21 protein-coding genes are annotated in these 24,000 nt (G+C 68.4%); 10 read left to right on the top strand and 11 right to left on the bottom strand.

The window, feature by feature from the left end:
• Positions 1-8 precede the first annotated feature (8 nt).
• Entirely contained in the window at positions 9-2,333 is a 2,325-nt protein-coding gene (locus ACFYZA_RS21305) for a DUF6049 family protein (RefSeq protein WP_382583143.1), read from the bottom strand.
• Positions 2,334-2,526: 193 nt separating this feature from the next.
• Between ACFYZA_RS21305 and ACFYZA_RS21300 the strand changes: the two genes are divergently transcribed.
• Positions 2,527-3,969 (top strand): CCA tRNA nucleotidyltransferase, encoded by a 1,443-nt coding sequence (locus ACFYZA_RS21300; protein WP_382583140.1) that lies wholly within the window; start codon positions 2,527-2,529, stop codon positions 3,967-3,969.
• A gap of 84 nt (positions 3,970-4,053) precedes the next feature.
• Here ACFYZA_RS21300 and ACFYZA_RS21295 read toward each other — a convergent pair whose 3' ends face one another.
• The 4 genes from ACFYZA_RS21295 to ACFYZA_RS21280 form a co-directional block, all read right to left on the bottom strand.
• Positions 4,054-4,527, bottom strand: a complete 474-nt coding sequence (locus ACFYZA_RS21295; protein WP_382583137.1) for a hypothetical protein — start codon at positions 4,525-4,527, stop codon at positions 4,054-4,056.
• 105 nt (positions 4,528-4,632) lie between these two features.
• Positions 4,633-5,901, bottom strand: a complete 1,269-nt coding sequence (locus tag ACFYZA_RS21290) for an MFS transporter (protein ID WP_388492138.1) — start codon at positions 5,899-5,901, stop codon at positions 4,633-4,635.
• A gap of 82 nt (positions 5,902-5,983) precedes the next feature.
• Positions 5,984-7,066: an inositol-3-phosphate synthase gene (locus ACFYZA_RS21285; RefSeq protein WP_388492136.1), complete on the bottom strand. Its 1,083-nt coding sequence runs from the start codon at positions 7,064-7,066 to the stop codon at positions 5,984-5,986.
• Between the two features lie 50 nt (positions 7,067-7,116).
• Entirely contained in the window at positions 7,117-7,800 is a 684-nt protein-coding gene (locus tag ACFYZA_RS21280; RefSeq protein WP_161245733.1) for a PadR family transcriptional regulator, read from the bottom strand.
• A gap of 375 nt (positions 7,801-8,175) precedes the next feature.
• On the opposite strand from ACFYZA_RS21280, the gene ACFYZA_RS21275 reads away from it, so the two are divergent.
• Both ACFYZA_RS21275 and ACFYZA_RS21270 read left to right on the top strand, forming a co-directional pair.
• Entirely contained in the window at positions 8,176-10,872 is a 2,697-nt protein-coding gene (locus ACFYZA_RS21275; protein ID WP_382583127.1) for a transglycosylase domain-containing protein, read from the top strand.
• A 134-nt stretch (positions 10,873-11,006) separates the two neighbouring features.
• Positions 11,007-12,515 carry a glycosyltransferase family 87 protein gene (locus ACFYZA_RS21270; RefSeq protein WP_388492134.1) on the top strand — a complete coding sequence of 503 codons (1,509 nt, stop codon included), beginning with the start codon at positions 11,007-11,009 and terminating at the stop codon, positions 12,513-12,515.
• 87 nt (positions 12,516-12,602) lie between these two features.
• Here ACFYZA_RS21270 and ACFYZA_RS21265 read toward each other — a convergent pair whose 3' ends face one another.
• From ACFYZA_RS21265 to ACFYZA_RS21255, 3 genes are all read right to left on the bottom strand, one after another.
• Positions 12,603-13,634: an alanine racemase gene (locus tag ACFYZA_RS21265; protein WP_161244130.1), complete on the bottom strand. Its 1,032-nt coding sequence runs from the start codon at positions 13,632-13,634 to the stop codon at positions 12,603-12,605.
• Between the two features lie 66 nt (positions 13,635-13,700).
• Complete coding sequence (locus ACFYZA_RS21260; RefSeq protein ID WP_382583121.1) at positions 13,701-14,819, bottom strand: lipid II:glycine glycyltransferase FemX; 1,119 nt, start codon at positions 14,817-14,819, stop codon at positions 13,701-13,703.
• A 146-nt stretch (positions 14,820-14,965) separates the two neighbouring features.
• A complete protein-coding gene (locus ACFYZA_RS21255; RefSeq protein WP_388492132.1) occupies positions 14,966-15,283 on the bottom strand; it encodes a hypothetical protein in 318 nt (105 codons plus the stop codon).
• Between the two features lie 265 nt (positions 15,284-15,548).
• On the opposite strand from ACFYZA_RS21255, the gene rpsF reads away from it, so the two are divergent.
• From rpsF to rplI, 4 genes are all read left to right on the top strand, one after another.
• Positions 15,549-15,839 carry a 30S ribosomal protein S6 gene (gene rpsF / locus ACFYZA_RS21250; protein ID WP_100575641.1) on the top strand — a complete coding sequence of 97 codons (291 nt, stop codon included), beginning with the start codon at positions 15,549-15,551 and terminating at the stop codon, positions 15,837-15,839.
• A gap of 74 nt (positions 15,840-15,913) precedes the next feature.
• Entirely contained in the window at positions 15,914-16,507 is a 594-nt protein-coding gene (locus ACFYZA_RS21245; RefSeq protein ID WP_382583117.1) for a single-stranded DNA-binding protein, read from the top strand.
• A 44-nt stretch (positions 16,508-16,551) separates the two neighbouring features.
• Positions 16,552-16,788 carry a 30S ribosomal protein S18 gene (rpsR, locus tag ACFYZA_RS21240; RefSeq protein WP_003956534.1) on the top strand — a complete coding sequence of 79 codons (237 nt, stop codon included), beginning with the start codon at positions 16,552-16,554 and terminating at the stop codon, positions 16,786-16,788.
• 18 nt (positions 16,789-16,806) lie between these two features.
• Entirely contained in the window at positions 16,807-17,253 is a 447-nt protein-coding gene (gene rplI / locus ACFYZA_RS21235; protein WP_100575643.1) for a 50S ribosomal protein L9, read from the top strand.
• A gap of 152 nt (positions 17,254-17,405) precedes the next feature.
• Here the strand turns inward: rplI and ACFYZA_RS21230 are convergent, their stop codons facing one another.
• Positions 17,406-18,755 carry an MATE family efflux transporter gene (locus ACFYZA_RS21230; RefSeq protein WP_388492130.1) on the bottom strand — a complete coding sequence of 450 codons (1,350 nt, stop codon included), beginning with the start codon at positions 18,753-18,755 and terminating at the stop codon, positions 17,406-17,408.
• 423 nt (positions 18,756-19,178) lie between these two features.
• Here ACFYZA_RS21230 and dnaB point away from each other — a divergent pair, with 423 nt between their 5' ends.
• The 3 genes from dnaB (at position 19,179) to ACFYZA_RS21215 (ending at position 22,935) form a co-directional block, all read left to right on the top strand.
• The gene (gene dnaB, locus ACFYZA_RS21225) at positions 19,179-20,672 is read left to right on the top strand and encodes a replicative DNA helicase (RefSeq protein ID WP_382583109.1); all 1,494 of its coding nucleotides are present in this window, start codon (positions 19,179-19,181) and stop codon (positions 20,670-20,672) included.
• 37 nt (positions 20,673-20,709) lie between these two features.
• Positions 20,710-21,390: a class I SAM-dependent DNA methyltransferase gene (locus ACFYZA_RS21220; RefSeq protein WP_388492129.1), complete on the top strand. Its 681-nt coding sequence runs from the start codon at positions 20,710-20,712 to the stop codon at positions 21,388-21,390.
• 141 nt (positions 21,391-21,531) lie between these two features.
• The gene (locus ACFYZA_RS21215) at positions 21,532-22,935 is read left to right on the top strand and encodes a serine hydrolase domain-containing protein (protein WP_388492128.1); all 1,404 of its coding nucleotides are present in this window, start codon (positions 21,532-21,534) and stop codon (positions 22,933-22,935) included.
• Between the two features lie 100 nt (positions 22,936-23,035).
• On the opposite strand, the gene ACFYZA_RS21210 is transcribed toward ACFYZA_RS21215, so the two are convergent.
• Positions 23,036-23,488: a GNAT family N-acetyltransferase gene (locus tag ACFYZA_RS21210; RefSeq protein WP_388492127.1), complete on the bottom strand. Its 453-nt coding sequence runs from the start codon at positions 23,486-23,488 to the stop codon at positions 23,036-23,038.
• Between the two features lie 25 nt (positions 23,489-23,513).
• On the bottom strand, positions 23,514-23,972 hold the full coding sequence (locus ACFYZA_RS21205; protein ID WP_382583098.1) for a MarR family winged helix-turn-helix transcriptional regulator: 459 nt from the start codon (positions 23,970-23,972) through the stop codon (positions 23,514-23,516).
• Between the last annotated feature and the right edge of the window lie 28 nt (positions 23,973-24,000).

The following is a 24,000-nucleotide window of genomic DNA, read 5'->3' as shown; positions in this document are numbered from 1 at the left end:
GACATAGCTCAATGGTCCACTTTCTCACCCGGGCCCGGTGAGGCCCCGCTTTCCGGACCGGTGTCCGGTGTCGGGTCACTCGGCTGCCCGGGATCGGCGTCCGCCGAACCGTTCGACTGCCCCGGATCGTCGTCGCCCTCGGACTCCTCACGAGCCATGGAACGCTTGCGGTGGGTGTACATCCGGATGCCGGCGAGCACCAGGAGCAGGACGCCGCCCGCGATGACCAGCATCACCGTCGGAGTGATCTCGGAGACCTGGACGGTGAACTCCATCGGCTCACCGTACGGCGTGCCGTCCTGGGTGTAGAGCCGTGCGGTCACCGGAACGGGGCCGTTGGCGTTGGCGATGGCGGTGAACTTCACCGACTGGCTGCGGTCGCCGTCCACCTTCACGGGCTGTTCGCCGACCGCGTCGCCGCCGTCGCCCAGCTGCAGACGGGTGGGGCTCTTCGGCTGGATTCTCAGCACCAGGTGGTCGACGCCCTGGACCAGCTTGTTCTGCACGGTGACGGCGATGGTCGCACTGCGCCCCGACATGGTGGCGGTCGACTTCTGGATGAGGTGGACCTGGTCGGCCAGTCCGTCCAGATAGAGCTGGACCCCGGAGCGGTAGTTCTGCGCGCCGCCGGAATCGCCGCGCCAGGACGTCGACATCTCGCGGTTGATCGCGTTGCCGAAGGGCGTCACCACCCGGTCGGGCGCGGTGAGGATGACCTTGAACCGCTCCAGGGTGCCCTGGGTGTCGCGCATGTCCTGGAAGGCGTCGAGCGGAAGTTCCTGCTGGCGCAGCGCGTCGGGGTACGCGTTCGAGCCGGGCACCCGCGTCGTGGCGAGCGGATCGGGCTTGGCGGCGGCCGCCGCGCCGAGGTCGACGAGGGGCTGGGTCCAGCGCTGGGGGTCCAGTGCGTGGAGCGCGCCGGCCATCGTCTGCGCCTGGCTGACCGTCGGCATCCGTTGCGGGGCGACGACGATGCTGCGCTGCTTGTCGGTGTCCTGGAGCGTGATCGCGAGGGTCTGCGCCAGGAATTCCTGCGTGGCCAGGGCCGACGTGTTGGCCATCGACATGTCGCCCTGGAAAGCGGTGGAGAGCCGGGCGTCGGCGACGATGGCGTTGGCGCCGCCGCCGATCGGCCTGGCCGCCGTGGGCGTGTAGGACAGGGCTCCGTCGCGAAGACTGTCGCTGCGCGCGATCACGTTGTGCGCGCCGGCCGAGGTGGCCACGTCGACGATCGACGGGTCGACGGCGCCGTCCACGGGCCAGGAGTAGTCGGCCGACGGGGTCACGTGCAGGATCGTGTCGATGGTCTTCTGCGCGACCTCGGTGGCGCTCTGCAGATGGCCGAGGGAGCCCGGGACGTCCCGGCCGTGATGGGCGAGCGAGGCCAGGTCGGGGTCGGCGAACGGCAGTGCGACCACCTTCTCGCCCTGGACCGCGGCCTCCAGCTGGCTCAGCCAGGCCTTGGCGACGTCCTGACTGGTGCCGGTGACCAGGGTGTCGCCGACCTTGATCTTGTAGTTGCGGGTCATCGCGTCGACGGTGGCCAGCAGATCCGGGTCGATCACCCACGTCACGGGCAGCTGCTTGCCGAGCGAGACCATCTGCTCCAGCCGGCCGCCGGGCCCGATGTCCCTCGCCAGCGAATCGTCGGCGAACACCGGCGTCTGCTGGGCGTCCGACCCGGTCTGGGCGGTGAGGTGGGACGAGGAGATCAGCGGCCACAGGAACGTGAGCTGGCTCTTCTTGCCCTCGACGGCGTCCGGCTGCCAGGGCAGGAACGTGTGCTGGATGCCGAGCAGCTGGTCGTAGTGCTGGTTCGCGGTCTGGCCCGACAGGGAGACGCCGAGCTGGTACACCCCGTCCTCGCCCAGCCCCAGCTTGGCGACCGGTACCGAGAGCGTGAAGTCCTGACTGATTCCCGCGTCCAGCTTGTCGACCTTGACCGTGGGGCCGTCGCTGAGCTCGGCCCCGTCACTGGCCGACGGGGATCCGCTGTGACCGGCCGCCTCGTCGATCGCCGAGCGCCCGGACAGTTTCTGCCCCACCCGCAGCCCCACATGGGCGCTGGTGACGGACTGCTTGCTGGTGTTGGTCACCGTGCCGGAGATCGTCAGCGTGTCGCTCTTGAGCGGCGCCTGGGGGGCCACCGAGTCGAGCGACACTTGCACACTCTGGCCGCTCACCGCGTCCGTGGCCGCGTGTGCGGCCGGGGTGGCCGTGGCGGAGAGCAGACCGGCGAACAAGGGGGCGCCGACGAGCAGTGCCGCCGTACGCCGGAGCCACCGGCGGGCAGGAGAGGGAGTCATCCCCTGGGAATCTGCCGCCTCGGCCACGCGCTCGCCCGTCCCTCGCTGTCGTCGCTGTCGGTTGCTGCGTCCACGCATGGTAACGATGTGGACTGTGGCGAAGTGCCGCGCACTGCTCCACATGATCGGAAGAGTGCCGTACCGATGGCCGGGCGCGCATACCGGGTCCCGCATTAAACGGTGACGACCCGGTCGGCCGGGCCACGTACCCTTTTCTGTTGTGCCGAACGCCAATGAAGACAATCCCAGTGCACTGAGCCAGGTGCAGCGCCGCGCGGTGAGCGAACTGCTGCGGGTGTCCCCCGTCGCGGACGATCTCGCCATTCGATTCGAGGAGGCGGGGTTCTCGCTCGCCCTCGTCGGCGGCTCGGTCCGGGACGCTCTGCTCGGGCGGCTCGGCAACGACCTGGACTTCACCACGGATGCCCGTCCCGAGGACGTGCTGAAGATCGTGCGGCCCTGGGCCGACGCGGTCTGGGAGGTCGGGATCGCCTTCGGTACGGTCGGCTGCCAGAAGGACGGCTACCAGATCGAGGTCACCACCTACCGCTCCGAGGCCTACGACCGCACCTCGCGCAAGCCCGAGGTGTCCTACGGCGACTCCATCGAGGAAGACCTCGTGCGGCGCGACTTCACCGTCAACGCCATGGCGGTGGCCCTGCCGCAGAAGGAATTCGTCGACCCGTACGGAGGCCTGGAAGACCTGGCCGCGCGGGTGCTGCGCACGCCCGGGACGCCTGAGGAGTCCTTCTCCGACGACCCGCTGCGGATGATGCGCGCCGCGCGCTTCGCCGCGCAGCTGGACTTCGAGGTGGCCCCCGAGGTCGTGACCGCCATGACGGACATGTCGGGCCGCATCGAGATCGTCTCGGCCGAGCGAGTGCGGGACGAGCTCAACAAGCTGCTGATCTCCGCCCACCCGAAGAAGGGGCTGCGGCTCCTCGTCGACACGGGCCTGGCCGAGCACGTCCTGCCGGAGCTGCCCGCTCTGCGTCTGGAGAGTGACGAACACCACCGGCACAAGGATGTCTACGAGCACTCGCTGACCGTTCTGGACCAGGCGATCGATCTGGAGCAGGACGGCCCGGACCTCGTGCTGCGCCTCGCGGCACTGCTGCACGACATCGGCAAGCCGAGGACACGGCGCTTCGAGTCGGACGGGCGGGTCTCCTTCCACCACCACGAGGTGGTCGGCGCGAAGATGACCAAGAAGCGGATGACCGCCCTGAAGTACTCGAACGAGATGGTCAAGGACGTCTCGAAGCTCGTCGAACTGCACCTGCGCTTCCACGGCTACGGCACCGGGGAGTGGACCGACTCGGCGGTGCGCCGGTACGTCCGCGACGCGGGCCCGCTTCTTGAGCGGCTCCACAAGCTGACGCGTTCGGACTGCACCACGCGGAACAAGCGCAAGGCGAGCGCGCTGTCCCGGGCATACGACGGCCTGGAAGACCGGATCGCGGAGCTTCAGCAGCAGGAGGAGCTGGACTCGATCCGGCCCGACCTCGACGGCAACCAGATCATGGAGATCCTGGGGGTCGGCCCGGGCCCGGCAATCGGTCAGGCGTACAAGCACCTGCTGGAACTGCGCCTGGAGAACGGGCCGATGGACCACGACGCGGCGGTCGCGGCGCTCAAGGAGTGGTGGGCGGCGCAGGACTGAGGTCATGTTTCACGTGAAACATGGCGGGTCGGCATGACGCGGGGGCGGTGTTTCACGTGAAACACCGCCCCCGCGCACGAGGTGCTACTTGGTGTCGCCCAGGCAGAGGGTGAAGGAGTTGCCCTTCTCGTCCCACGTGAAGGCCGCAGTGGTGCCCGTGACGTTCTGGCAGGTCAGCTGCGGGACGCTGGCGCCGGGGCTCTTCTTGAGCACCTTGTTGGTCGCTTTGGAGTCCGTGCAGTCCACCTGCTGGATGTCGGGCTTGTTGTCGGTGCCCTTGTTGTACAGACAGTCGCCGACGGCCAGCTGCTTGGCGTCATCGCTGCTGTGGTTGAAGTACCAGGCGCCGGCTATGACGACCAGGCCGACGACGATGCCGATGGCCTTGATCGCCTTCTTGCCCCCGCCGCGCGTCGGGGTGCCCTGCGGGGCCATCGGAACGCCCTGGTAGGGCGCGCCCTGCGCCGGGAAGCCGGGCTGACCGGGCTGGCCGGGCTGTCCGTACGGTGCGTTCGGGGTCTGGGCGTACGGGTTCTGGCCCTGGGGCGGCGTGCTCACGGAGAAGGTCCCCCTATAAAGATGGCGATGTATGACGCCCGTAAGTTAGCGGGCCCCTAGGAATTCGCCGACACCGCAGGCCACTCTGTGTCCCCGATGTGACACTCAGGCGCGCTGAAACCGGGTCATAAACGCTGCTACCGCCGCGTAGATGAGCGCCACCGTGATGACGAGGGCGGCGGAGCGGCCGTCCGACGGGAGCATCAGGGCGGCGACCGCGGCAGCGCCGACGAAGGCCATGTTGAACAGGACGTCGTAGAGGGAGAAGATCCGGCCCCGATAGGAGTCGTCCACCGTGGACTGGATCACCGTGTCCGTGGTGATCTTCGCGCCCTGTGTGACCAGGCCGAGGATGAAGGCGGCGATGAGCATCGGTGTGGGCGTGAAGGGCAGGCCGAGTGCCGGTACGAGCACCGCGGCGGTCGCCGAGCACACCACGATCCACCGGAACGGGCCGAACCTCCCCACGGCCCACGGGGTCAGGACGGCAGCCGCGAAGAAGCCCGCTCCCGAGACGCCCACGGCGAGTCCGAGCAGCGCGAGGCCGGCGGTACCGGCGTCCTTCTCCGGCCCGTCGGCCCAGGCGTACCGGCACAGCATCAGGAGCATCACGGTCAGCGCGCCGTAGCAGAACCGCATCAGGGTCATCGCGGTGAGGACCAGTGCCGCCGGCCTGCGCCGGCTCAAGTGCCGTACGCCGTCGGTCAGTCCGCGCGCCGTGGAGCGGAGTACCGCCGCGAGGCCGGGCTGTGCGCCCGTGGGGTCGGGCCCGAGCAGGCCGGCCGGAAGGCGCAGAGAGGCGAGGGAGGCGCAGAGATAGAGGACGGCGCCGAGGATGACGGTCGCGGCATCCGCGTCGATCACCAGACGCAGGGCGAAGGCCAGCCCGCCGCCCGCGGTAGCGGCCAGCGTTCCGGCCGTCGGGGAGAGCGAGTTGGCCATGACCAGTCGCTCGGCGTCGACCACCCGGGGCAGCGATGCGGAGAGCCCGGCGAGCACGAAGCGGTTGACGGCCGTCACGGCCAGCGCGGAGGCGTAGAAGAGCCAGTCGGGCGCGGACCCGAGCACGAGCAGGGCCGTACAGCCGGCGAGCACGGCCCGCAGGAGGTTCCCGTACAGAAAGACCGAGCGTCGTCGCCAGCGGTCGAGCAGCACTCCCGCGAACGGGCCGACGAGCGAGTACGGCAGGAGCAGGACGGCCATGGCGGAGGCGATCGCGCCGGGGGAGGCCTGTTTCTCGGGGGAGAAGACGACATAGGTGGCCAGCGCGACCTGGTAGACGCCGTCCGCGGCCTGGGACAGCAGTCGTACGGCCAGCAGGTGCCGGAAGTGCTTCAGGCGCAGGAGCACGCATAGGTCACGTACGACAGGCATGTGAGCAAGCGTCACATATGAAAAGGGTCCCCGTGCACACCTGGCGCACAGGGACCCTCAGCCGTTCTCAGGAGTGCGAGCTCTAGCGCTCGACCTCACCCTTGATGAACTTCTCGACGTTGGCGAAGGCCTCGTCGTCGAAGTACTGCACCGGCGGGGACTTCATGAAGTAGCTCGACGCCGACAGGATCGGGCCGCCGATGCCGCGGTCCTTCGCGATCTTCGCGGCACGCAGCGCGTCGATGATGACGCCCGCGGAGTTCGGGGAGTCCCAGACCTCGAGCTTGTACTCGAGGTTCAGCGGGACGTCACCGAAGGCGCGGCCCTCGAGGCGCACGTACGCCCACTTGCGGTCGTCCAGCCAGGCCACGTAGTCCGAGGGACCGATGTGGACGTTCTTCTCGCCCATGTCGCGGTCCGGGATCTGCGAGGTGACGGCCTGCGTCTTCGAGATCTTCTTGGACTCCAGGCGGTCGCGCTCCAGCATGTTCTTGAAGTCCATGTTGCCGCCGACGTTGAGCTGCATGGTGCGCTCAAGACGGACACCGCGGTCCTCGAACAGCTTCGCCATCACACGGTGCGTGATGGTGGCGCCGACCTGCGACTTGATGTCGTCGCCGACGATCGGGACGCCCGCCTCGGTGAACTTGTCCGCCCACTCCTTGGTGCCGGCGATGAAGACCGGGAGGGCGTTGACGAACGCGACCTTGGCGTCGATGGCGCACTGGGCGTAGAACTTCGCCGCGTCCTCGGAGCCGACCGGCAGGTAGCAGATCAGGACGTCGACCCGCTGGTCCTTGAGGACCTTGACGACGTCGACCGGAGCCTCGGCGGACTCCTCGATGGTCATCCGGTAGTACTTGCCGAGACCGTCCAGGGTGTGGCCGCGCTGGACCGTGACGCCCTTGTTCGGGACGTCGCAGATCTTGATGGTGTTGTTCTCGCTGGCGCCGATGGCGTCCGAGAGGTCGAGGCCGACCTTCTTGGCGTCGACGTCGAACGCGGCGACGAACTCCACGTCACCGACGTGGTAGTCGCCGAACTGGACGTGCATCAGACCCGGGACCTTGGTGGCCGGGTCGGCGTCCTTGTAGTACTCGACGCCCTGCACCAGCGAGGCGGCGCAGTTGCCCACGCCGACGATGGCTACGCGAACCGAACCCATTCCGGTTGCTCCCTGTTCGATCTCTTCGAAGTCCTGCGTACGCAGGGCCTTCAGTTGGCGGTGTCCTCGGACGGATCCGGCCGGGTGCTGTCCCGGTGCCGGGGCAGACCGCCCGTCTCTCCTGATGTGTGGTCCTGCTGAGCGGAGCCGGTGGCGGGGCCGGATCGCTGATCCCGTCCCGCCCGCTCGCTCTCGATGAGCTCGTTCAGCCAGCGCACTTCGCGCTCCACGGACTCCATGCCGTGGCGCTGCAGCTCAAGCGTGTAGTCGTCCAGGCGCTCGCGCGTACGGGCCAGGGAGGCACGCATCTTTTCGAGACGCTCCTCCAGCCGGCTGCGACGACCTTCCAGCACGCGCATCCGCACCTCTCGCTCCGTCTGGCCGAAGAAGGCGAAACGGGCGGCGAAGTGCTCGTCCTCCCAGGTGTCGGGGCCGGTGTGGGAGAGCAGCTCCTCGAAGTGCTCCTTACCTTCCGCCGTCAACCGGTAGACGATCTTGGCGCGGCGCCCTGCGAGTGAAGCGGCGAGCGCATCCTCGGGAGCGCTGCCCGGCTCCTCGATCAACCAGCCGTTGGCGACCAGCGTCTTGAGGCAGGGATAGAGGGTCCCGTAACTGAAGGCCCGGAAGATTCCCAGCGAGGTGTTGAGCCGCTTGCGCAGCTCGTAACCGTGCATCGGAGCCTCGCGGAGCAGCCCGAGTACGGCGAATTCGAGGATGCCGGAGCGCCTGCTCATCCTTCGCCTCCTCGGGGGTCGGGGACCTTTATGCCGTGCTGATGTATCGACTCGATACATCAGCACGATAGAGCGGAGTAGCGGCTGCGACAAGAGGGGCCATGGTGAACGGCGTCACATCATCAATTCACAGGCGGCAAGTTGCCTGATTTGGGGTGAACTTCGGCCCTAGGGAGGTTTTGAGCGTGCGTAGTCTGTGCGCCATGCAGATCACTGTGTGCCGAGTGACGTCAGGGGGCGTCGGCGTGTTGAGCGTCATCGGTACACGGGATGCAGTGCGGCCGGGTCCTTCGCGGGACCGGCGCTCGCACTGGGGGGACAGGAACTCAGCTGCCGTTTCCAGGCGCTCTCGCCTGCCCGAGGAGTAGTCGTTCGATGAGCGAGCACCGCCGCAAACCGCCGCAGTCCCAGGGCGGTGGACGTGCCGCGGCCCGACGCGCCGCGCAGCAGCCTTCCGGCCGCAGGGCGGCCCGGCCGGCGACCGGATCCCAGGAGCCGTCGGCCCAGTCGCCGTCCGATTCATACGGATCGGCCTCGGCCTCGCGTGCGGAGGAGTCCGCATACGGCGGCCGCGCCGAAGCACGGCGGGCCCAGCGGGGCGGCGGCCGCAGGCGCGCCCCCGACGGCGCGGGACCTCCCGCAGGGCCGGGGCGCCGGGCGGGCCGGGGCGGTGCGGGTGGCGGCCGGCCGGGCAAGAAGCGCTTCATCGACTACCCGCGGTTCGGCAGGCACGGGTGGCGGCGCTGGGTGCCGTCCTGGAAGCTCGTCAGCGCCTGCAGCCTGGGCTGCCTGGGCCTTCTGATCGCCTTCATCGGGGCCGCGTACTACATGGTCGCCATCCCGGACGTGGCCCGGGCTGCCACCGCCCAGAACAACGTCTACTACTGGGCCGACGGCTCCCAGATGGTCGCCACCGGCGGTGAGGTCAACCGCCAGATCATCCCGTACGAGCAGATCCCGTCGGCGATGCGGTACGCCGTCATCTCGGCCGAGAACAAGACCTTCGAGACGGACAGCGGTGTCGACCCCCAGGGCATCGCCCGTGCCCTCCTGAACATGGCCAAGGGCGGCCAGACCCAGGGCGGCTCGACCATCACGCAGCAGTACGTGAAGAACGCCCGTCTCGACGACCAGTCGCAGACGATCTCCCGGAAGTTCAAAGAGCTCTTCATCTCCATCAAGGTCGGTGCGACCAGGCAGAAGAGCGAAATCATGGCCGGGTACCTGAACACCGCGTACTACGGCCGCGGCGCCTACGGCCTCCAGGCCGCGGCCCGCACGTACTACAGCAAGGACGCGAAGGACCTCGACCCGAGCCAGTGCGCCTTCCTCGCCTCGCTCCTCAAGGGCGCGACCTACTTCGACCCGGCCGGCGCGCCCGAGATCGACCCGGCGGCCACGGCCGAGCAGAACACCAAGAACGCCACTGAGCGCTGGGGCTGGATCCTCGACCAGGAGGTCAAGGACAAGCACATGGGCCAGGCGGAGCGGGACAAGTACCGGTCGTTCCCGATGCCCGACAAGCCGAAGAAGAACGCGAATCTGAGCGGTCAGATCGGCTACCTCGTGTCTCTCGCCCAGGCGTCGGCGAAGAACAGCAACCCGGACATGGACCTCGCCAAGGGCGGCTACCAGATCTACACGACCTTCGACAAGAAGAAGGTCCAGGAGATGGAAGGCGTGGTCAAGAAGGTCCGGGACAAGAACATCGACCCGAAGAAGCGACCCGAGTACGACACGTTCGTCCAGTTCGGCGCCGCTTCGGTGGATGTGAAGAGCGGGGCCATCGTGGCCATCTACGGCGGTGACGACGCGACGAAGCACTTCACCAACAACGCCGACGAGACCGGTGCCCAGGTCGGCTCGACGTTCAAGCCCTTCGTCCTCGCGGCCGGCATGGAGTACGGCAAGCGCGACCCGAGCAAACCGTCGTCGCAGAGCGACTCGTCCCGCACGCCCGTCTCGCCGGACAGCATCTACAGCGGCAAGAACAAGCTGAAGATCAAGAACTACGACGGGACCGTCTGGAAGGACGAGAACGGCGGCGAGTGGCTCCAGACCAACGACGGCAACGAGTCCTACAACCCGCCGAGCTACGCCATCGACCTCCGCTACGCGATGCAGGAATCGGTGAACACCCCCTACGTCCAGCTCGGCATGGACGTCGGTACCGACAAGGTGAAGCAGGTCGCCATGGCGGCTGGGCTCCGCGACAACAAGACCAGCATGGCGTCCTCCAGCGTGCCGTCGTTCTCGATCGGCACCTCGTCACCCAGCGCGATCCGGATGGCCGGGGCGTACGCCACCTTCGCCGCCAGCGGCACCCAGCGCGACCCGTTCTCCGTGACCAAGGTGCTGAAGAACGGGGCCGTCATCTACAAGCACGAAGACCAGGCCAAGAGCGCCTTCCCCGCCGCCGTGGCCAACAACGTCACCGATGTCCTCAAGGGCGTCGTCGACAAGGGCACCGGTACGAACGCCAAGCTCAGCGGGCGTCAGGTGGCCGGCAAGACCGGTACCACCGACGGCAACCGGTCGGCATGGTTCGTCGGCTACACCCCGCAGTACTCGACCGCCGTCGGCATGTACCGCCTCGACGACAACGAGACCAGCAAGAAGCGCGAGTTCCTGAAGATGTTCGGGACCGGTGGCCAGGAAAAGATCCACGGTGCGTCGTTCCCGTCGACCATCTGGCACGACTACATGCAGCAGGCGCTCGGCGACTCCCCCGCTGAGTCCTTCCCGGCGCCCGAGAAGATCGGCGACAAGGTCTACGGCGGCGGCATGTCCCCGAGCCCCACGCCCTCCCCGACGCCCAGCGCCTCGACTCCCTCGCCCTCCCCTTCCCTCAAGCCGTCGCCGACTCCCTCGCTGACCCCGTCCCCGACTCCCAGCGCCTCCTGCAGCAAGTGGGACTGGACCTGCGGCAATACGGGTGGCACCGACCAGGGCCCGACGACCGGTGGAGCGGACGGCGGGCCGACCCTCACACCGTCGCCCAGCAAGTCGAAACCCGGCGGCGGGCCTGGCGGTGGCGGGACCGGTAGCTGGTTCGGTGGTACCGGCGGCTAGAGCGGTCGACTGACGACGGGGGGCGGTGTTTCACGTGAAACACCGCCCCCCGTTTCACGTGAAACGGCTCCGCGGTTTCACGTGAAACACGGCCGCTCCCCGTATCCACAGCGCCGTACGGCAGGATGTCGGGCATGACGAGCGAGACGAGCCCCCGTGTGTACGAGGACCGACGCGGAGCCTCCGCTGAACCCGTCGTACGCCCCACGGAACAGGACGAGGTCGCAGCAGCCGGCAGCGAGCTGATCGGTGGCCCGCTCGGGCGCTGGGCCAAGCCCGGCCGCCACTGGCTCACCCCGATCAGGGTCGTGGTGCTCGTCGCGATGGGGATGTTCGCCCTGGGGATGGCCCAGAAGATTCCCTGCTACGACTGGGCATGGTTCCGGGGTGCCAACTCGCAGTACACCCACGCCTGCTACTCCGACATCCCGCATCTGTACTCGCTGCGTGGCTTCGCCGACAATCTGGTCCCGTACTTCGACCGGCTCAACGGCGACATGAACTACCTCGAATATCCGGTGCTGACCGGGCTGTTCATGGAGGTCGCCTCCTGGCTGACGCCGGGCAGCGGCGACATGCAGCACCGCGAGCAGATGTACTGGATGGTCAACGCCGGGATGCTGATGGCCTGCGCGGCGGTCATCGCCGTCTGTGTGGCTCGGACCCACCGCCGGCGGCCCTGGGACGCCCTCCTCGTCGCCCTGGCCCCGGCCTTCGCGCTCACGGCCACCATCAACTGGGACCTGTTCGCCGTCGCTCTCACCGCGGCCGCGATGCTGATGTGGTCCCGTGGGCGGACACTCGCCTTCGGCATCCTGATCGGCCTCGCCACGGCCGCCAAGCTCTACCCCGTACTGCTCCTCGGGCCTTTGCTCGTGCTGTGCTGGCGGGCCGGTAAATGGCGGGAGTTCGGGGCCGCGGCGCTCGGCGCCGCCGGTGCCTGGCTGGTGGTGAACCTGCCGGTGATGATGCTGGCGCCCGAGGGGTGGAAGAAGTTCTACACCTTCAGCCAGGAGCGGTCCGTCGACTTCGGTTCGTTCTGGCTGATCATTTCGCAGCGTACGGGCAAGGGCCTGGACACCGACATGGTGAACACGCTGGCCACGCTCCTGATGGTCCTCGCCTGTGTGGGAATCGGGGTCCTCACCCTCACGGCGCCGCGACGTCCGCGCTTCGCGCAGCTCGCGTTCCTCGTCGTCGCCGCGTTCATCCTCACCAACAAGGTCTACTCGCCGCAGTACGTGCTGTGGCTGATCCCGCTGGCCGCGCTCGCCAGGCCGCGCTGGCGGGACTTCCTGATCTGGCAGGCCGGCGAGGTCGTGTACTTCCTGGGAGTCTGGCTGTACCTCGCCTACACGATGAGCGGGGAAAAGCATCAGGGACTGCCCACCGAGGGCTATCAACTCGCCATCGCCGCGCACCTGTTGACCACGCTGTACCTGTGCGCCGTCGTGGTGCGCGACATCATGCTGCCGGACCGGGACGTCGTACGCCGGGACGGTTCCGACGATCCGTCGGGCGGCGTTCTCGACCGGGCGGAGGACGTGTTCGCTCTGGGCCACGCGGCACATCCCCCGCGCCATGCGGCCCTGCTCGAAGAGGGACCCCGGGTCGACTGGGGCACGCGGACCCCGGCCGCCTAGAGCAGCGCGTACAAGGCTCGGGCCCCTGACCGACGGCGGCTGTCGTCGGTCAGGGGCCCGATGTCGTGAGTGCCCGGAGGCGGCCTTCTAGCGCTCGATGAGGCGGTCGAACTGCGTCGTGGTGTGCCGCAGGTGGGCGACCAACTCGTCGCCCACGTGCGGTTCCTGGGAGTCGGACGGCACGAACAGGATCGACACCTGCATGTGCGGCGGCTCCGCGAACCAACGCTGCTTGCCCGCCCAGACGAACGGCGACAGGTTGCGGTTGACGGTGGCGAGCCCCGCCCGGGCGACGCCCTTGGCCCGCGGCATCACGCCGTGCAGGGCCTTCGGGGCCTCCAGGCCCACCCCGTGCGAGGTGCCGCCGGCGACCACGACCAGCCAGCCGTCGGAGGCGACCTTCTGCTGGCGGTAGCCGAACCGGTCGCCCTTGGTAACCCGGGTGACGTCGAGGACGGAACCCCGGTACTCGGTCGCCTCGTGGTCACCGAGCCACAGCCGCGTGCCGATGCGGGCGCGGAAGCGGGTCTGCGGGAACTGCTGCTGCAGCCGGGCCTGCTCCTCGGCGCGCAGATGGCTGACGAACATGGTGTGCAGCGGCAGCCGGGCCGCGCGCAGCCGGTCCATCCACGCGATGACTTCCTCGACGGCGTCCGAGCCGTCGGTGCGGTCCAGCGGAAGGTGCAGCGCAAAGCCCTCGAGGCGTACGTCTTCGATGGCGGAGCGGAGCATGCCGAGCTCCTCCTCCTTCACGCCGTGGCGCTTCATCGAGCTCATGCACTCGATGACCACGCGGGCGCCGACCAGGGCGTGCACGCCGTCCACGGAGGAGACCGAGCGGATGACCCGGTCGGGCAGCGGCACCGGCTCCTCGCCGCGCCGGAAAGGCGTCAGGACGAGCAGGTCGCCACTGAACCAGTCCTTGATCCGGGCGGCTTCGTAGGTGGTGCCTACCGCCAGGATGTCCGAGCCGGAGCGGGACACCTCGTCCGCGAGGCGTTCGTGGCCGAAGCCGTAGCCGTTGCCCTTGCAGACCGGGACGATGCCCGGGAACTGATCGATCACGGACTTCTGGTGCGCCCGCCAGCGAGCGGAGTCGACATAGAGGGTGAGCGCCATGGCCGTCCGGACCTTTCTGATGGCTGCGATGTGTGGGAGGTACGAGGAACGAGGTTACGCAACCGCTCAGCGGCGCGACATATACATGTCCAGCGCCTTGTGGAGCAGCTTGTTCAGCGGGAAGTCCCACTCGCCGAGGTACTCGGCCGCCTCGCCACCGGTGCCCACCTTGAACTGGATGAGGCCGAAGAGGTGGTCGGTCTCGTCCAGGGAGTCGGAGATGCCGCGCAGGTCGTAGACCGTCGCGCCCATCGCGTAGGCGTCGCGGAGCATCCGCCACTGCATCGCGTTGGAGGGCCGGACCTCGCGGCCGATGTTGTCGGAGGCGCCGTAGGAGTACCAGACGTGCCCCCCGACGACGAGCATCGTCGCGGCCGAGAGGTTCACGCCGTTGTGGCGCGCGAAGTAGAGCCGCATCCGGTTGGGGTCCTCGGAGTTGAGGACCGACCACATGCGCTGGAAGTACGAGAGCGGACGCGGGCGGAAGTGGTCGCGCACTGCGGTGATCTCGTACAGGCGCTGCCACTCGGCGAGGTCCTCGTAGCCGCCCTGGACGACCTCGACGCCGGCCTTCTCGGCCTTCTTGATGTTGCGGCGCCACAGCTGGTTGAAGCCCTTGAGGACGTCGTCGAGCGAGCGGTTGGCCAGCGGCACCTGGAAGACGTAGCGCGGCTGCACGTCGCCGAATCCGGCGCCGCCGTCCTCGCCCTGCTGCCAGCCCATCTTGCGCAGCCGGTCGGCCACTTCGAAGGCACGCGGCTCGATGTGGGTGGCCTCGACATCACGCAGGCGCTTCACGTCCGGGTCCTGGATGCCGGACTTGATGGCGGTCGAGTCCCAGCGGCGGATGACGACCGGCGGCCCCATCTTCACCGAGAACGCGCCCTGCTGCTTGAGGTGGGCGAGCATCGGCTTCAGCCACTCGTCCAGGTTGGGCGCGTACCAGTTGATGACGGGGCCCTCGGGCAGGTACGCCAAGTAGCGCTTGACCTTGGGGAGCTGGCGGTACAGGACCAGACCGGCGCCTACGAGCTGGCCGTTCTTGTCGAACCAGCCGAGGCTCTCCGAACGCCATTCCGTCTTGACGTCAGCCCACGCCGGGACCTGGCAGTGGCTCGCCGCGGGCAGGCTCTGGATGTACGCCAGATGCTGCTCACGGCTGATGGTCCTGAGGGTCAGACTCATGCGGGGCGCTCCTCGGCAGGTGTGTCCCCATGGGTACAGGGGCTCCGGCTCTCGTGCCGAAGCCTACTGGGCCACAGGAGCGCCCCGGATGGCCGTACGGCTCGGCGTCGTACGGGATTTCCGTGGTGGCGGGGGTGGTGCGGCCGTCAGCCGCCCACGACACCGCCGAAGAGGCCGCCGTGCGCCATGCCGAGGAAGAACCCGACGGCGGAGGCGCCGAGCCCGAGGATCAACAGGAACCGCTCGCGCGTCGTCGCCGAGATGAACTGGCCGTAGGCGCCCGTGACGATGCCGACGAGGCCGGCCCACGAGCTGACCAGGTGGAGGTTGTAGAACCACGCCGTGGTGAAGGCCAGCACGCCCAGCACGACCGTCACGGCCGCGAGCGTGTCCTGGAGCGGATGGGGCTTGCCGTCGGTGGCGAAGAGGGAGACGGGGGCATTGGGTCGCACTGCTTGTGCCATGGGGCACCTCCTGGCGGAAGGCGGCGCCGGGTGACGCCGCACACACCCGATCTGTACAGATTGCGTCCCCTGCCCACTGGATTTCAACCGGAAGCGAGTCAACAGGTACTCTGGTGGGTCTGCACCGGTGTCAGCCGTGCCCGCATGCCCTCCCGCTCCTCTCGGAGGGGGATTGTCAGTGGGGGCCGATACCGTTGCTTACGCATCACGACCCTCCTGCCACGGAACGACCGTGGCCGCTGAGTCCAAAGGAGGTGGGTTCCACATGCGTCACTACGAGGTGATGGTCATCCTCGACCCCGATCTGGAGGAGCGCGCTGTCTCTCCCCTGATCGAGAACTTCCTCTCCGTAGTCCGTGAGGGCAACGGAAAGGTCGAGAAGGTCGACACCTGGGGCCGTCGGCGTCTCGCCTACGAGATCAAGAAGAAGCCCGAGGGCATCTACACGGTCCTCGACCTGCAGGCCGAGCCTGCGGTCGTCAAGGAGCTCGACCGTCAGATGAACCTGAACGAGTCGGTCCTCCGGACCAAGGTCCTCCGTCCCGAGACCCACTGAGCTTCCGCTCAGAGGTAATCGGGTTCGAGTAGCAACACAGCAGCCAGCAGCAATCCCCGCCGAGAGGTTCATCCATGGCAGGCGAGACCGTCATCACGGTCGTCGGCAATCTCGTCGACGACCCCGAGCTGCGCTTCACCCCCTCCGGTGCGGCCGTCGCGAAGTTCCGTGTCGCGTCCACTCCCCGCACCTTCGACCGACAGACCAATGAGTGGAAGGACGGCGAAAGCCTGTTCCTGACCTGCTCGGTCTGGCGTCAGGCGGCGGAGAACGTCGCGGAGTCGCTTCAGCGAGGCATGCGCGTAGTCGTGCAGGGCCGGCTGAGGCAGCGGTCCTACGAGGACCGCGAGGGCGTCAAGCGCACGGTCTACGAGCTGGACGTCGAGGAAGTCGGCCCCAGCCTCAAGAACGCCACGGCCAAGGTCACCAAGACCACCGGTCGCGGCGGCCAGGGTGGATACGGCGGCGGTGGCGGCGGCGGTCAGCAGCAGGGCGGCGGCAGCTGGGGCGGAGCCCCCAGCGGTGGTCAGCAGAGCGGCGGCGGTGCTCCCGCCGACGACCCCTGGGCCTCCAGCGCGCCCGCCAGTGGCGGACAGCCGCAGGGTGGCGGCGGTGGCGGCTGGGGCGGAAGCTCCGGCGGCGGCTACTCGGACGAGCCGCCCTTCTAGGGCAGCTCGTAATCCCCACTTCTTGATCACACAGGAGAAACACCATGGCGAAGCCGCCTGTGCGCAAGCCTAAGAAGAAGGTCTGCGCTTTCTGCAAGGACAAGACCGTTTACGTGGACTACAAGGACACGAACATGCTGCGGAAGTTCATTTCCGACCGCGGCAAGATCCGTGCCCGCCGCGTTACCGGCAACTGCACGCAGCACCAGCGTGACGTCGCCACGGCCGTCAAGAACAGCCGTGAGATGGCGCTGCTGCCCTACACGTCCACCGCGCGATAAGGGAAGGGTGACCGAAAAATGAAGATCATCCTCACCCACGAGGTCTCTGGCCTCGGCACTGCCGGCGACGTCGTTGACGTCAAGGACGGCTACGCTCGCAACTACCTGGTCCCGCGTGGTTTCGCGATCCGCTGGACCAAGGGTGGCGAGAAGGATGTCGCGCAGATCCGTCGTGCGCGCAAGATCCACGAGATCGCGACCATCGAGCAGGCCAATGAGGTCAAGGCCCGTCTCGAGGGCGTGAAGGTGCGTCTGGCTGTTCGCTCCGGCGACGCCGGCCGTCTCTTCGGCTCTGTCACCCAGGCTGACGTCGCTTCGGCGATCAAGGCTGCCGGTGGCCCGGACGTGGACAAGCGCCGCGTCGAGCTCGGTGCGCCGATCAAGACCCTGGGTGCTCACCAGGTGTCCGTGCGTCTGCACGCCGACGTTGTCGCGAAGCTTGGCGTCGAGGTCATCGCCGCCTAAGCGCTGCACAGCACAGTAGGAAGGGCCGTACCCCTCGGGGTGCGGCCCTTCTTCTGTTTCACGTGAAACGCGGCTGCGGCGCGCGCCGGCTGGGAGCGACGCGCCTCTGTTTCACGTGGAACGTCGTGTGCGGGGTTTGCTGCTGTGCCAGGTCAGCGCGTCGCGCCGGTGACCAGCCAGCGCCCGGAGCGGGCCCGCCAGCCGAGGGTCAGCATGCGGACGGTCATCATCAGTGCCATGGCCCACCAGAGCGCTGTCAGGCCGCCCCCGAAGGTCGGCACCAGCAGCGCGACCGGAGCGAAGACGGCCAGTGTCACCAGCATGGCCCCGGCCAGATAGGGGCCGTCACCCGCACCCATCAGTACGCCGTCGAGCACGAAGACGACTCCGGCGACCGGTTGGACAAGGGCGACCACGAAGAGGGCGGGCAGCAGGGTGTGCTGAACGGTGTGGTCGTTGGTGAACAGCGGGACGAACAGGGGCCGGGTCGCCACCACGAGCAGGCCGAGCAGCACGCCGAAGGCGACGCCCCACTCCACCATGCGACGACAGGCCTGCTTGGCCCCCTTGGCGTCGCCCGCCCCCAGGTAGCGGCCGATGATCGCCTGTCCGGCGATGGCGATCGCGTCGAGAGCGAACGCCATCAGGCTCCACAGGGACAGGATGATCTGGTGCGCGGCGATGTCGACGTCGCCGAGGCGGGCCGCGACGGCGGTGGCGATCATCAGAACGGCCCGCAGCGAGAGGGTCCGCACCAGGAGCGGGACACCGGCTTGCGCGCTGTTCCTGATGCCCGCGAGATCGGGTCGCAGAGAGGCATGGTGTCGGCGGGCCCCGCGCACGACCACCACGAGATAGACGGCGGCCATGCCGAACTGGGCGATGACGGTGCCCCAGGCCGATCCCGCGATGCCGAGACCGACGCCGTAGACGAGCCCCACATTGAGTACGCCGTTGGCCGCGAAGCCTCCTATGGCCACGTACAGCGGCGTCCGCGTGTTCTGCAGACCCCGCAGAACGCCGGTGGAGGCGAGCACGACGAGCATGGCGGGGATGCCGAGCGAGGAGATACGGAGATAGGTGACGGCGTACGGGGCCGCGGTGTCCGATGCGCCGAACAGGCCGACCAGCCAGGGAGCGGTGGGAAGTACGGTGGCGACGACCACGGCACCGAGGAACAGGGCCAGCCAAATGCCGTCCATGCCCTGGCGGATCGCGGCTCGTAGATCGCCGGCGCCGACCCGGCGGGACACAGCGGCAGTGGTGGCGTAAGCGAGGAAGACGAAAATGCTCACGGCGGTGGTGAGCAAGGGCGCGGCAATACCCAAACCGGCCAGTTGCGGGGTGCCGAGATGGCCCACGATCGCGCTGTCGGCCATCACGAAGAGCGGCTCGGCGACGAGTGCGCCGAACGCGGGAACGGCGAGGGACACGATCTCGCGATCGTGTCGGCGCCGGGAGGTCCGCCAGTCGTTCTCCGGTGCCGTGGGGGCCTGTTTCATGGGGTCAATCTAATCTTCCACAGGTAATAGATGCAATGCATCTACGATCCTTACTTGAGGGGTAGTGTCCGGTTCCTGCGGGTGCCGCCCGCGAGGATCTTGAGCCAGTCGGGAAAGTTTTTCTCCCCCACAGCCGGTGGACGGAGAAACCGCAGGTCAGGTCCGTCATCAGTGAGGGTCTATGACTTTGTCCACAGTGCTGTCCCCCGGTCCGTGCACAGGTTCCGGAGACTTCTCCACAGCATCCGGTCGTTCGTCCACATGCCCTGTGGATAACCAGATTGGCTGACGCCGCTGACGGGCCTACCGTGGTGCGGCGCCCGACGCGCCGGAACCGGAGTCGGGCTACTCGATTTGTCAGTGTCGTGCCGTAGAAAGAGTGGCACGGCTAGGTCCGCGGAGCGGACGGGAGGAGGTGGCCCGGTGAGCATTCCCGAGCCGTTGGACGAGCCCTGGGCCGATACCGGTCCAAGTGACCGTCTGCCTGTTTCCCGCCAGCGCGGCGACAGCGAGGTCCGCGGCCGCGGACGCGGCAGAAGCCGTGACGACCAGCACGACCGGGGACAGGACGACTGGGACGGCGGGTCCTCCGGCTTCGAGCGAGTGCCCCCTCAGGACATCGACGCGGAGCAGTCCGTCCTGGGCGGCATGCTCCTCTCCAAGGACGCCATCGCGGACGTCGTGGAGATCATCAAGGGCCACGACTTCTACAAGCCGGCCCACGAGACCGTCTACACGGCCATCCTCGACCTCTATGCCAAGGGCGAGCCGGCCGACCCCATCACGGTCGCCGCCGAGCTGGTCAAGCGCGGCGAGATCACCCGAGTCGGCGGCGCCTCCTACCTGCACACACTGGTCCAGTCGGTCCCGACGGCGGCCAACGCCTCCTACTACGCGGAGATTGTCCACGAGCGGGCGGTTCTGCGGCGGCTCGTCGAGGCGGGCACCAAGATCACGCAGATGGGATACGCGGCGGACGGTGACGTCGACGACATCGTCAACTCCGCCCAGGCCGAGATCTACGCGGTCACCGAGCAGCGCACCAGCGAGGACTACCTGCCGCTCGGCGACATCATGGAGGGCGCGCTCGACGAGATCGAGGCGATCGGCTCACGCAGCGGCGAGATGACCGGAGTCCCCACCGGGTTCACCGACTTCGACTCGCTCACCAACGGCCTGCACCCCGGCCAGATGGTCGTCATCGCCGCCCGTCCCGCCATGGGTAAGTCGACCCTGGCGCTGGACTTCGCGCGAGCCTGTTCCATCAAGCACAACCTGCCCAGCGTGATCTTCTCGCTCGAAATGGGCCGCAACGAGATCGCGATGCGTCTGCTGTCGGCCGAGGCCCGGGTCGCGCTCCACCACATGCGCTCCGGCACGATGACCGACGACGACTGGACGCGGCTTGCCCGCCGCATGCCGGACGTATCCCAGGCGCCGCTCTACATCGACGACTCCCCGAACCTGTCGATGATGGAGATCCGGGCCAAGTGCCGTCGCCTGAAGCAGCGCAACGACCTTCGCCTCGTCGTCATCGACTATCTGCAGCTGATGCAGTCGGGCGGCTCCAAGCGCGCCGAGAGCCGCCAGCAGGAAGTCTCGGACATGTCGCGAAACCTGAAGCTCCTCGCCAAGGAGCTCCAGCTACCGGTCATCGCGCTCTCCCAGCTGAACCGTGGCCCCGAGCAGCGCACCGACAAGAAGCCGATGGTCTCCGACCTGCGTGAATCCGGCTCCATCGAGCAGGACGCGGACATGGTCATCCTGCTGCACCGTGAGGATGCCTACGAGAAGGAGTCGCCCCGAGCGGGCGAGGCGGACCTGATCGTGGCCAAGCACCGTAACGGCCCGACCGCGACCATCACCGTCGCCTTCCAGGGCCACTACTCCCGCTTCGTGGACATGGCCGCCACCTGATCCGGAGGCGTCCGGCGGTGCACTACGGTCCCCGTCCATGGACCCCGAAGACTGGCTGGCCGACACCCGCGCGTCCTACGACACCGTCGCCGCCGGCTACGCGGACCAGGTGCGCGACCTTCTGAACGAAACGCCCTATGAGCGCTCGTTCCTGGCCCTGTTCGCCGAGCTGGTGCGAGCTGGTGGTGGGGGGAGGGTCGCGGACGTGGGGTGCGGGTCCGGAAGGATCACGGCGCATCTGCGAGGCCTCGGCACGGACACGTTCGGGATCGATCTGTCGCCCGGGATGGTCGAGACAGCCCGGCGTGAGCACCCCGGCCCGCCGTTCGAGGTCGGCTCCATGACGGAACTGCACTGCGGCACCGCCTCGTTGGCGGGTCTGGTGGCCTGGTACTCGCTGATCCACATCCCGGACCACGAGATCGGGCCCGTCCTCGCGCACTTCCGGCGGGCGGTGCGACCCGCCGGCCTGGTGCTGATCAGCTTCCACGTCGGGGACGGGTCCCGGCTGAAGACGCGGGGCTACGGCGGCCCCATGAAGGTCCATGTCCATCGCCGTCAGCCCGCCCAGATGGCCGCCCGGCTCGATGACGCCGGCTTCACGGTCGAGGCGCAGATGACGCTGAGGTCGGCCGAGAGCCCGCTGGGTGGAGTCATCTTCGCGCGACGTCGGACCGACGGCCAGGGCGCGGGAGCCGGCCCTTCGCGGCCTGCGTGAGCAACTGCCCATGCCCTGGGCCGTGTTCCGCACCACGCTCAACCCGTAGGTACTTCCCGGGGGAGTGATGGAGAGCCAGAGAGGGGCGACTCCGGCGAAAAGAGGTCGACTCGGTACGCCTGCGCGACTAGACCTTGCCCCATGACCCCATCGCATTCGCCCGTATCGCCGGCCCCCTTCGAAGACCTCCTGCCTTCTACGGAGCGCGCCCTTCTGCATCGCATCGCGGTCGCCCAGTCCGAAGGACGGGTGCCTTCGCTCGTCGCGGCTGTGGCGCGGGACGGCCGGATGGTCTGGTCCGGGTCGCGTACCTCCGTCGACGGCCACGGGCCGGACGCCGACGTCCAGTACCGCATCGGCTCCATCACCAAGACTTTCACCGCCGTGCTGGTGCTGCGACTGCGCGACGAGGGACTCCTCGATCTCGATGACCCGCTGGAAAAGCACCTCCCCGGCACTCTGGCGGGCGGTGCGACCATTGCCCAACTGCTGTCCCACACCGCCGGGTTGGCCGCCGAATCGCCCGCCCCCTGGTGGGAGCGGACACCGGGGCATCTGCGCCCGGAGCTCTCCGATGTGCTGGGCGACGAGCCGCACCTGCATCCCGCGGGCCGTGTGCACCACTACTCCAACCCGGGCTACACACTGCTCGGTTCCCTGGTGGAAGCGGTGCGGGGAGTGCCCTGGGAGGAGGCGCTGCGAACGGAGATCCTCGAACCGCTGGGCATGGACCGCACGACCATGCGGCCGGAGCATCCCCATGCGGGTGGCTGGGCCGTGCACCCGTGGGCGGATGTGATGCTGGCGGAGCCGTCCGAGGACCTCGGCCTGATGGCCCCGGCGGGGCAGCTCTGGTCGACGGCCGCGGACCTTTGCCGTTTCGCCGCCTTCCTCGCCACGGGCGACGAGCGGGTACTGTGCGCCGCGTCGGTGGCGGACATGCGCACCCCTGCCGTGGCACCGGAGGCGGGCAGCTGGGACGGCGGCTACGGGCTCGGCATGCAGCTCACTCGGAACGCCGGCCGCGAACTCGCCGGACACACAGGCTCGTTGCCCGGATTCGTCGCGACGCTATGGGTGAGTGTGGCGGACGGCGTGGCAGTCGTCGTGCTCGCCAACGCCACCTCCGGCCTGGCGGTCGGCGCTCTGGGCGCCGATCTCGTACGGATCGTGGCAGAGGCGGAGCCGCGCTTCCCGGAGCCCTGGCGGCCCCTTCCCGAGGCGAACGAGGCGCTTCTGGCGCTCACGGGGCCCTGGTACTGGGGCACCCATGCCTATGGGCTGCGGCTGACTGCCGACGCCGGGGTGGCCCTGGCGCCATTGCGGGGCACCGGCCGTGCTGCCCGGTTCGAGGCCGCCGCCGATGGCAGCTGGGTCGGCCTCGATGGCTACTACCAGGGAGAGACGCTCCGCGTGGTGCGCCGGCCGGACGGCGTCGTGAGCCATCTGGACCTCGGATCGTTCGTCTTCACACGTGAGCCGTACGGGCCCGACGCGGCTGCGGTGCCGGGCGGCGTGGACCCCGAGGGCTGGCGCGGGATCTGACGTTTCACGTGAAACGGCCGTCCGGGCCGTCTCGGGAGGCCTGTTTCACGTGAAACAGGCCTCCCGCAGGGCCGGCCCAGAACAGGGCGGGCAAGCAGGCTTACAGCGCCTTCTTGAACCCGACATGCGAGGCCTCGAAGCCCAACCGCTCATAGAAGCGGTGCGCGTCGATGCGGGTGACGTCCGACGTCAGCTGGACCAACTGGCATCCCTGGCGCTCCGATTCGGCGACGGCCCATTCGATGAGGCAGGTGCCGAGCCCGCTGCCGCGCTCCGCACTGTGAATGCGTACGCCCTCGATGATCGAGCGGGTCGATCCGCGCCGGGAGAGCCCCGGAATGACGGTGAGTTGGAGGGTGCCCACGACCTGGCCGCCGCGGTCCGCGACCACCAGGTGCTGGTTGGGATCGCCCGCAAGCCGTTCGAAGGCGGCGCGGTAGGGCGTCAGGTCGTCGGGCGACTCGCGTTGGGCGCCCAGCGGATCGTCCGCGAGCATCGCCACGATCGCCGGGATGTCATCGGGTGTCGCGGTCCTGATCTCAAGATCACTCATGGCCCGGAGCGTACGCCCAGCTGCCTCAGGCGGGGATGTGCAGGGCCTCGACCGTGCGTACCAGGGGCGCGAGTTGAGGGTTCTCGGCCGCCTCGTCCAGGGCCTCGCGCAGGGCCGTGTCATTGGTGGGCCGGGCCTCAGCGAGCAGGGCGAGGCCGGATTCGGTGACATCGGTGTAGATGCCGCGCCGGTCGGTGTCGCACAGGTATCGGGTCAGCAGGCCACGATCCTCGAGCCGGGTGACGAGCCGCGTCGTGGCCGACTGACTGAGAACGACCGCGTCGGCGACCTGCTTCATCTGGAGGTGGCCGCCCGGGCCGCTGTGCTGGCGGCTGAGGACATCGAGCAGGGAGTACTCGCGCACGCTGAGATCGTGCCCCGACTGAAGGGCGCGCTCGATGTGGGCATCGATCTTGCCGTGCAGCAGGGAGAGCGCGCACCAGCCCTGGGCGAGGGCGGTGAGTGCGGGGTCCGTCGCGGTCATGCGTGTGTCCTCCGTCCGGAGCGGCTTG

It is taken from the genome of Streptomyces sp. NPDC001828 (assembly GCF_042892175.1).
Taxonomy (GTDB): Bacteria; Actinomycetota; Actinomycetes; order Streptomycetales; family Streptomycetaceae; genus Streptomyces.
Note: the sequence above shows the minus strand (reverse complement) of the source record. Positions and strands in the feature narration are given on the sequence as shown.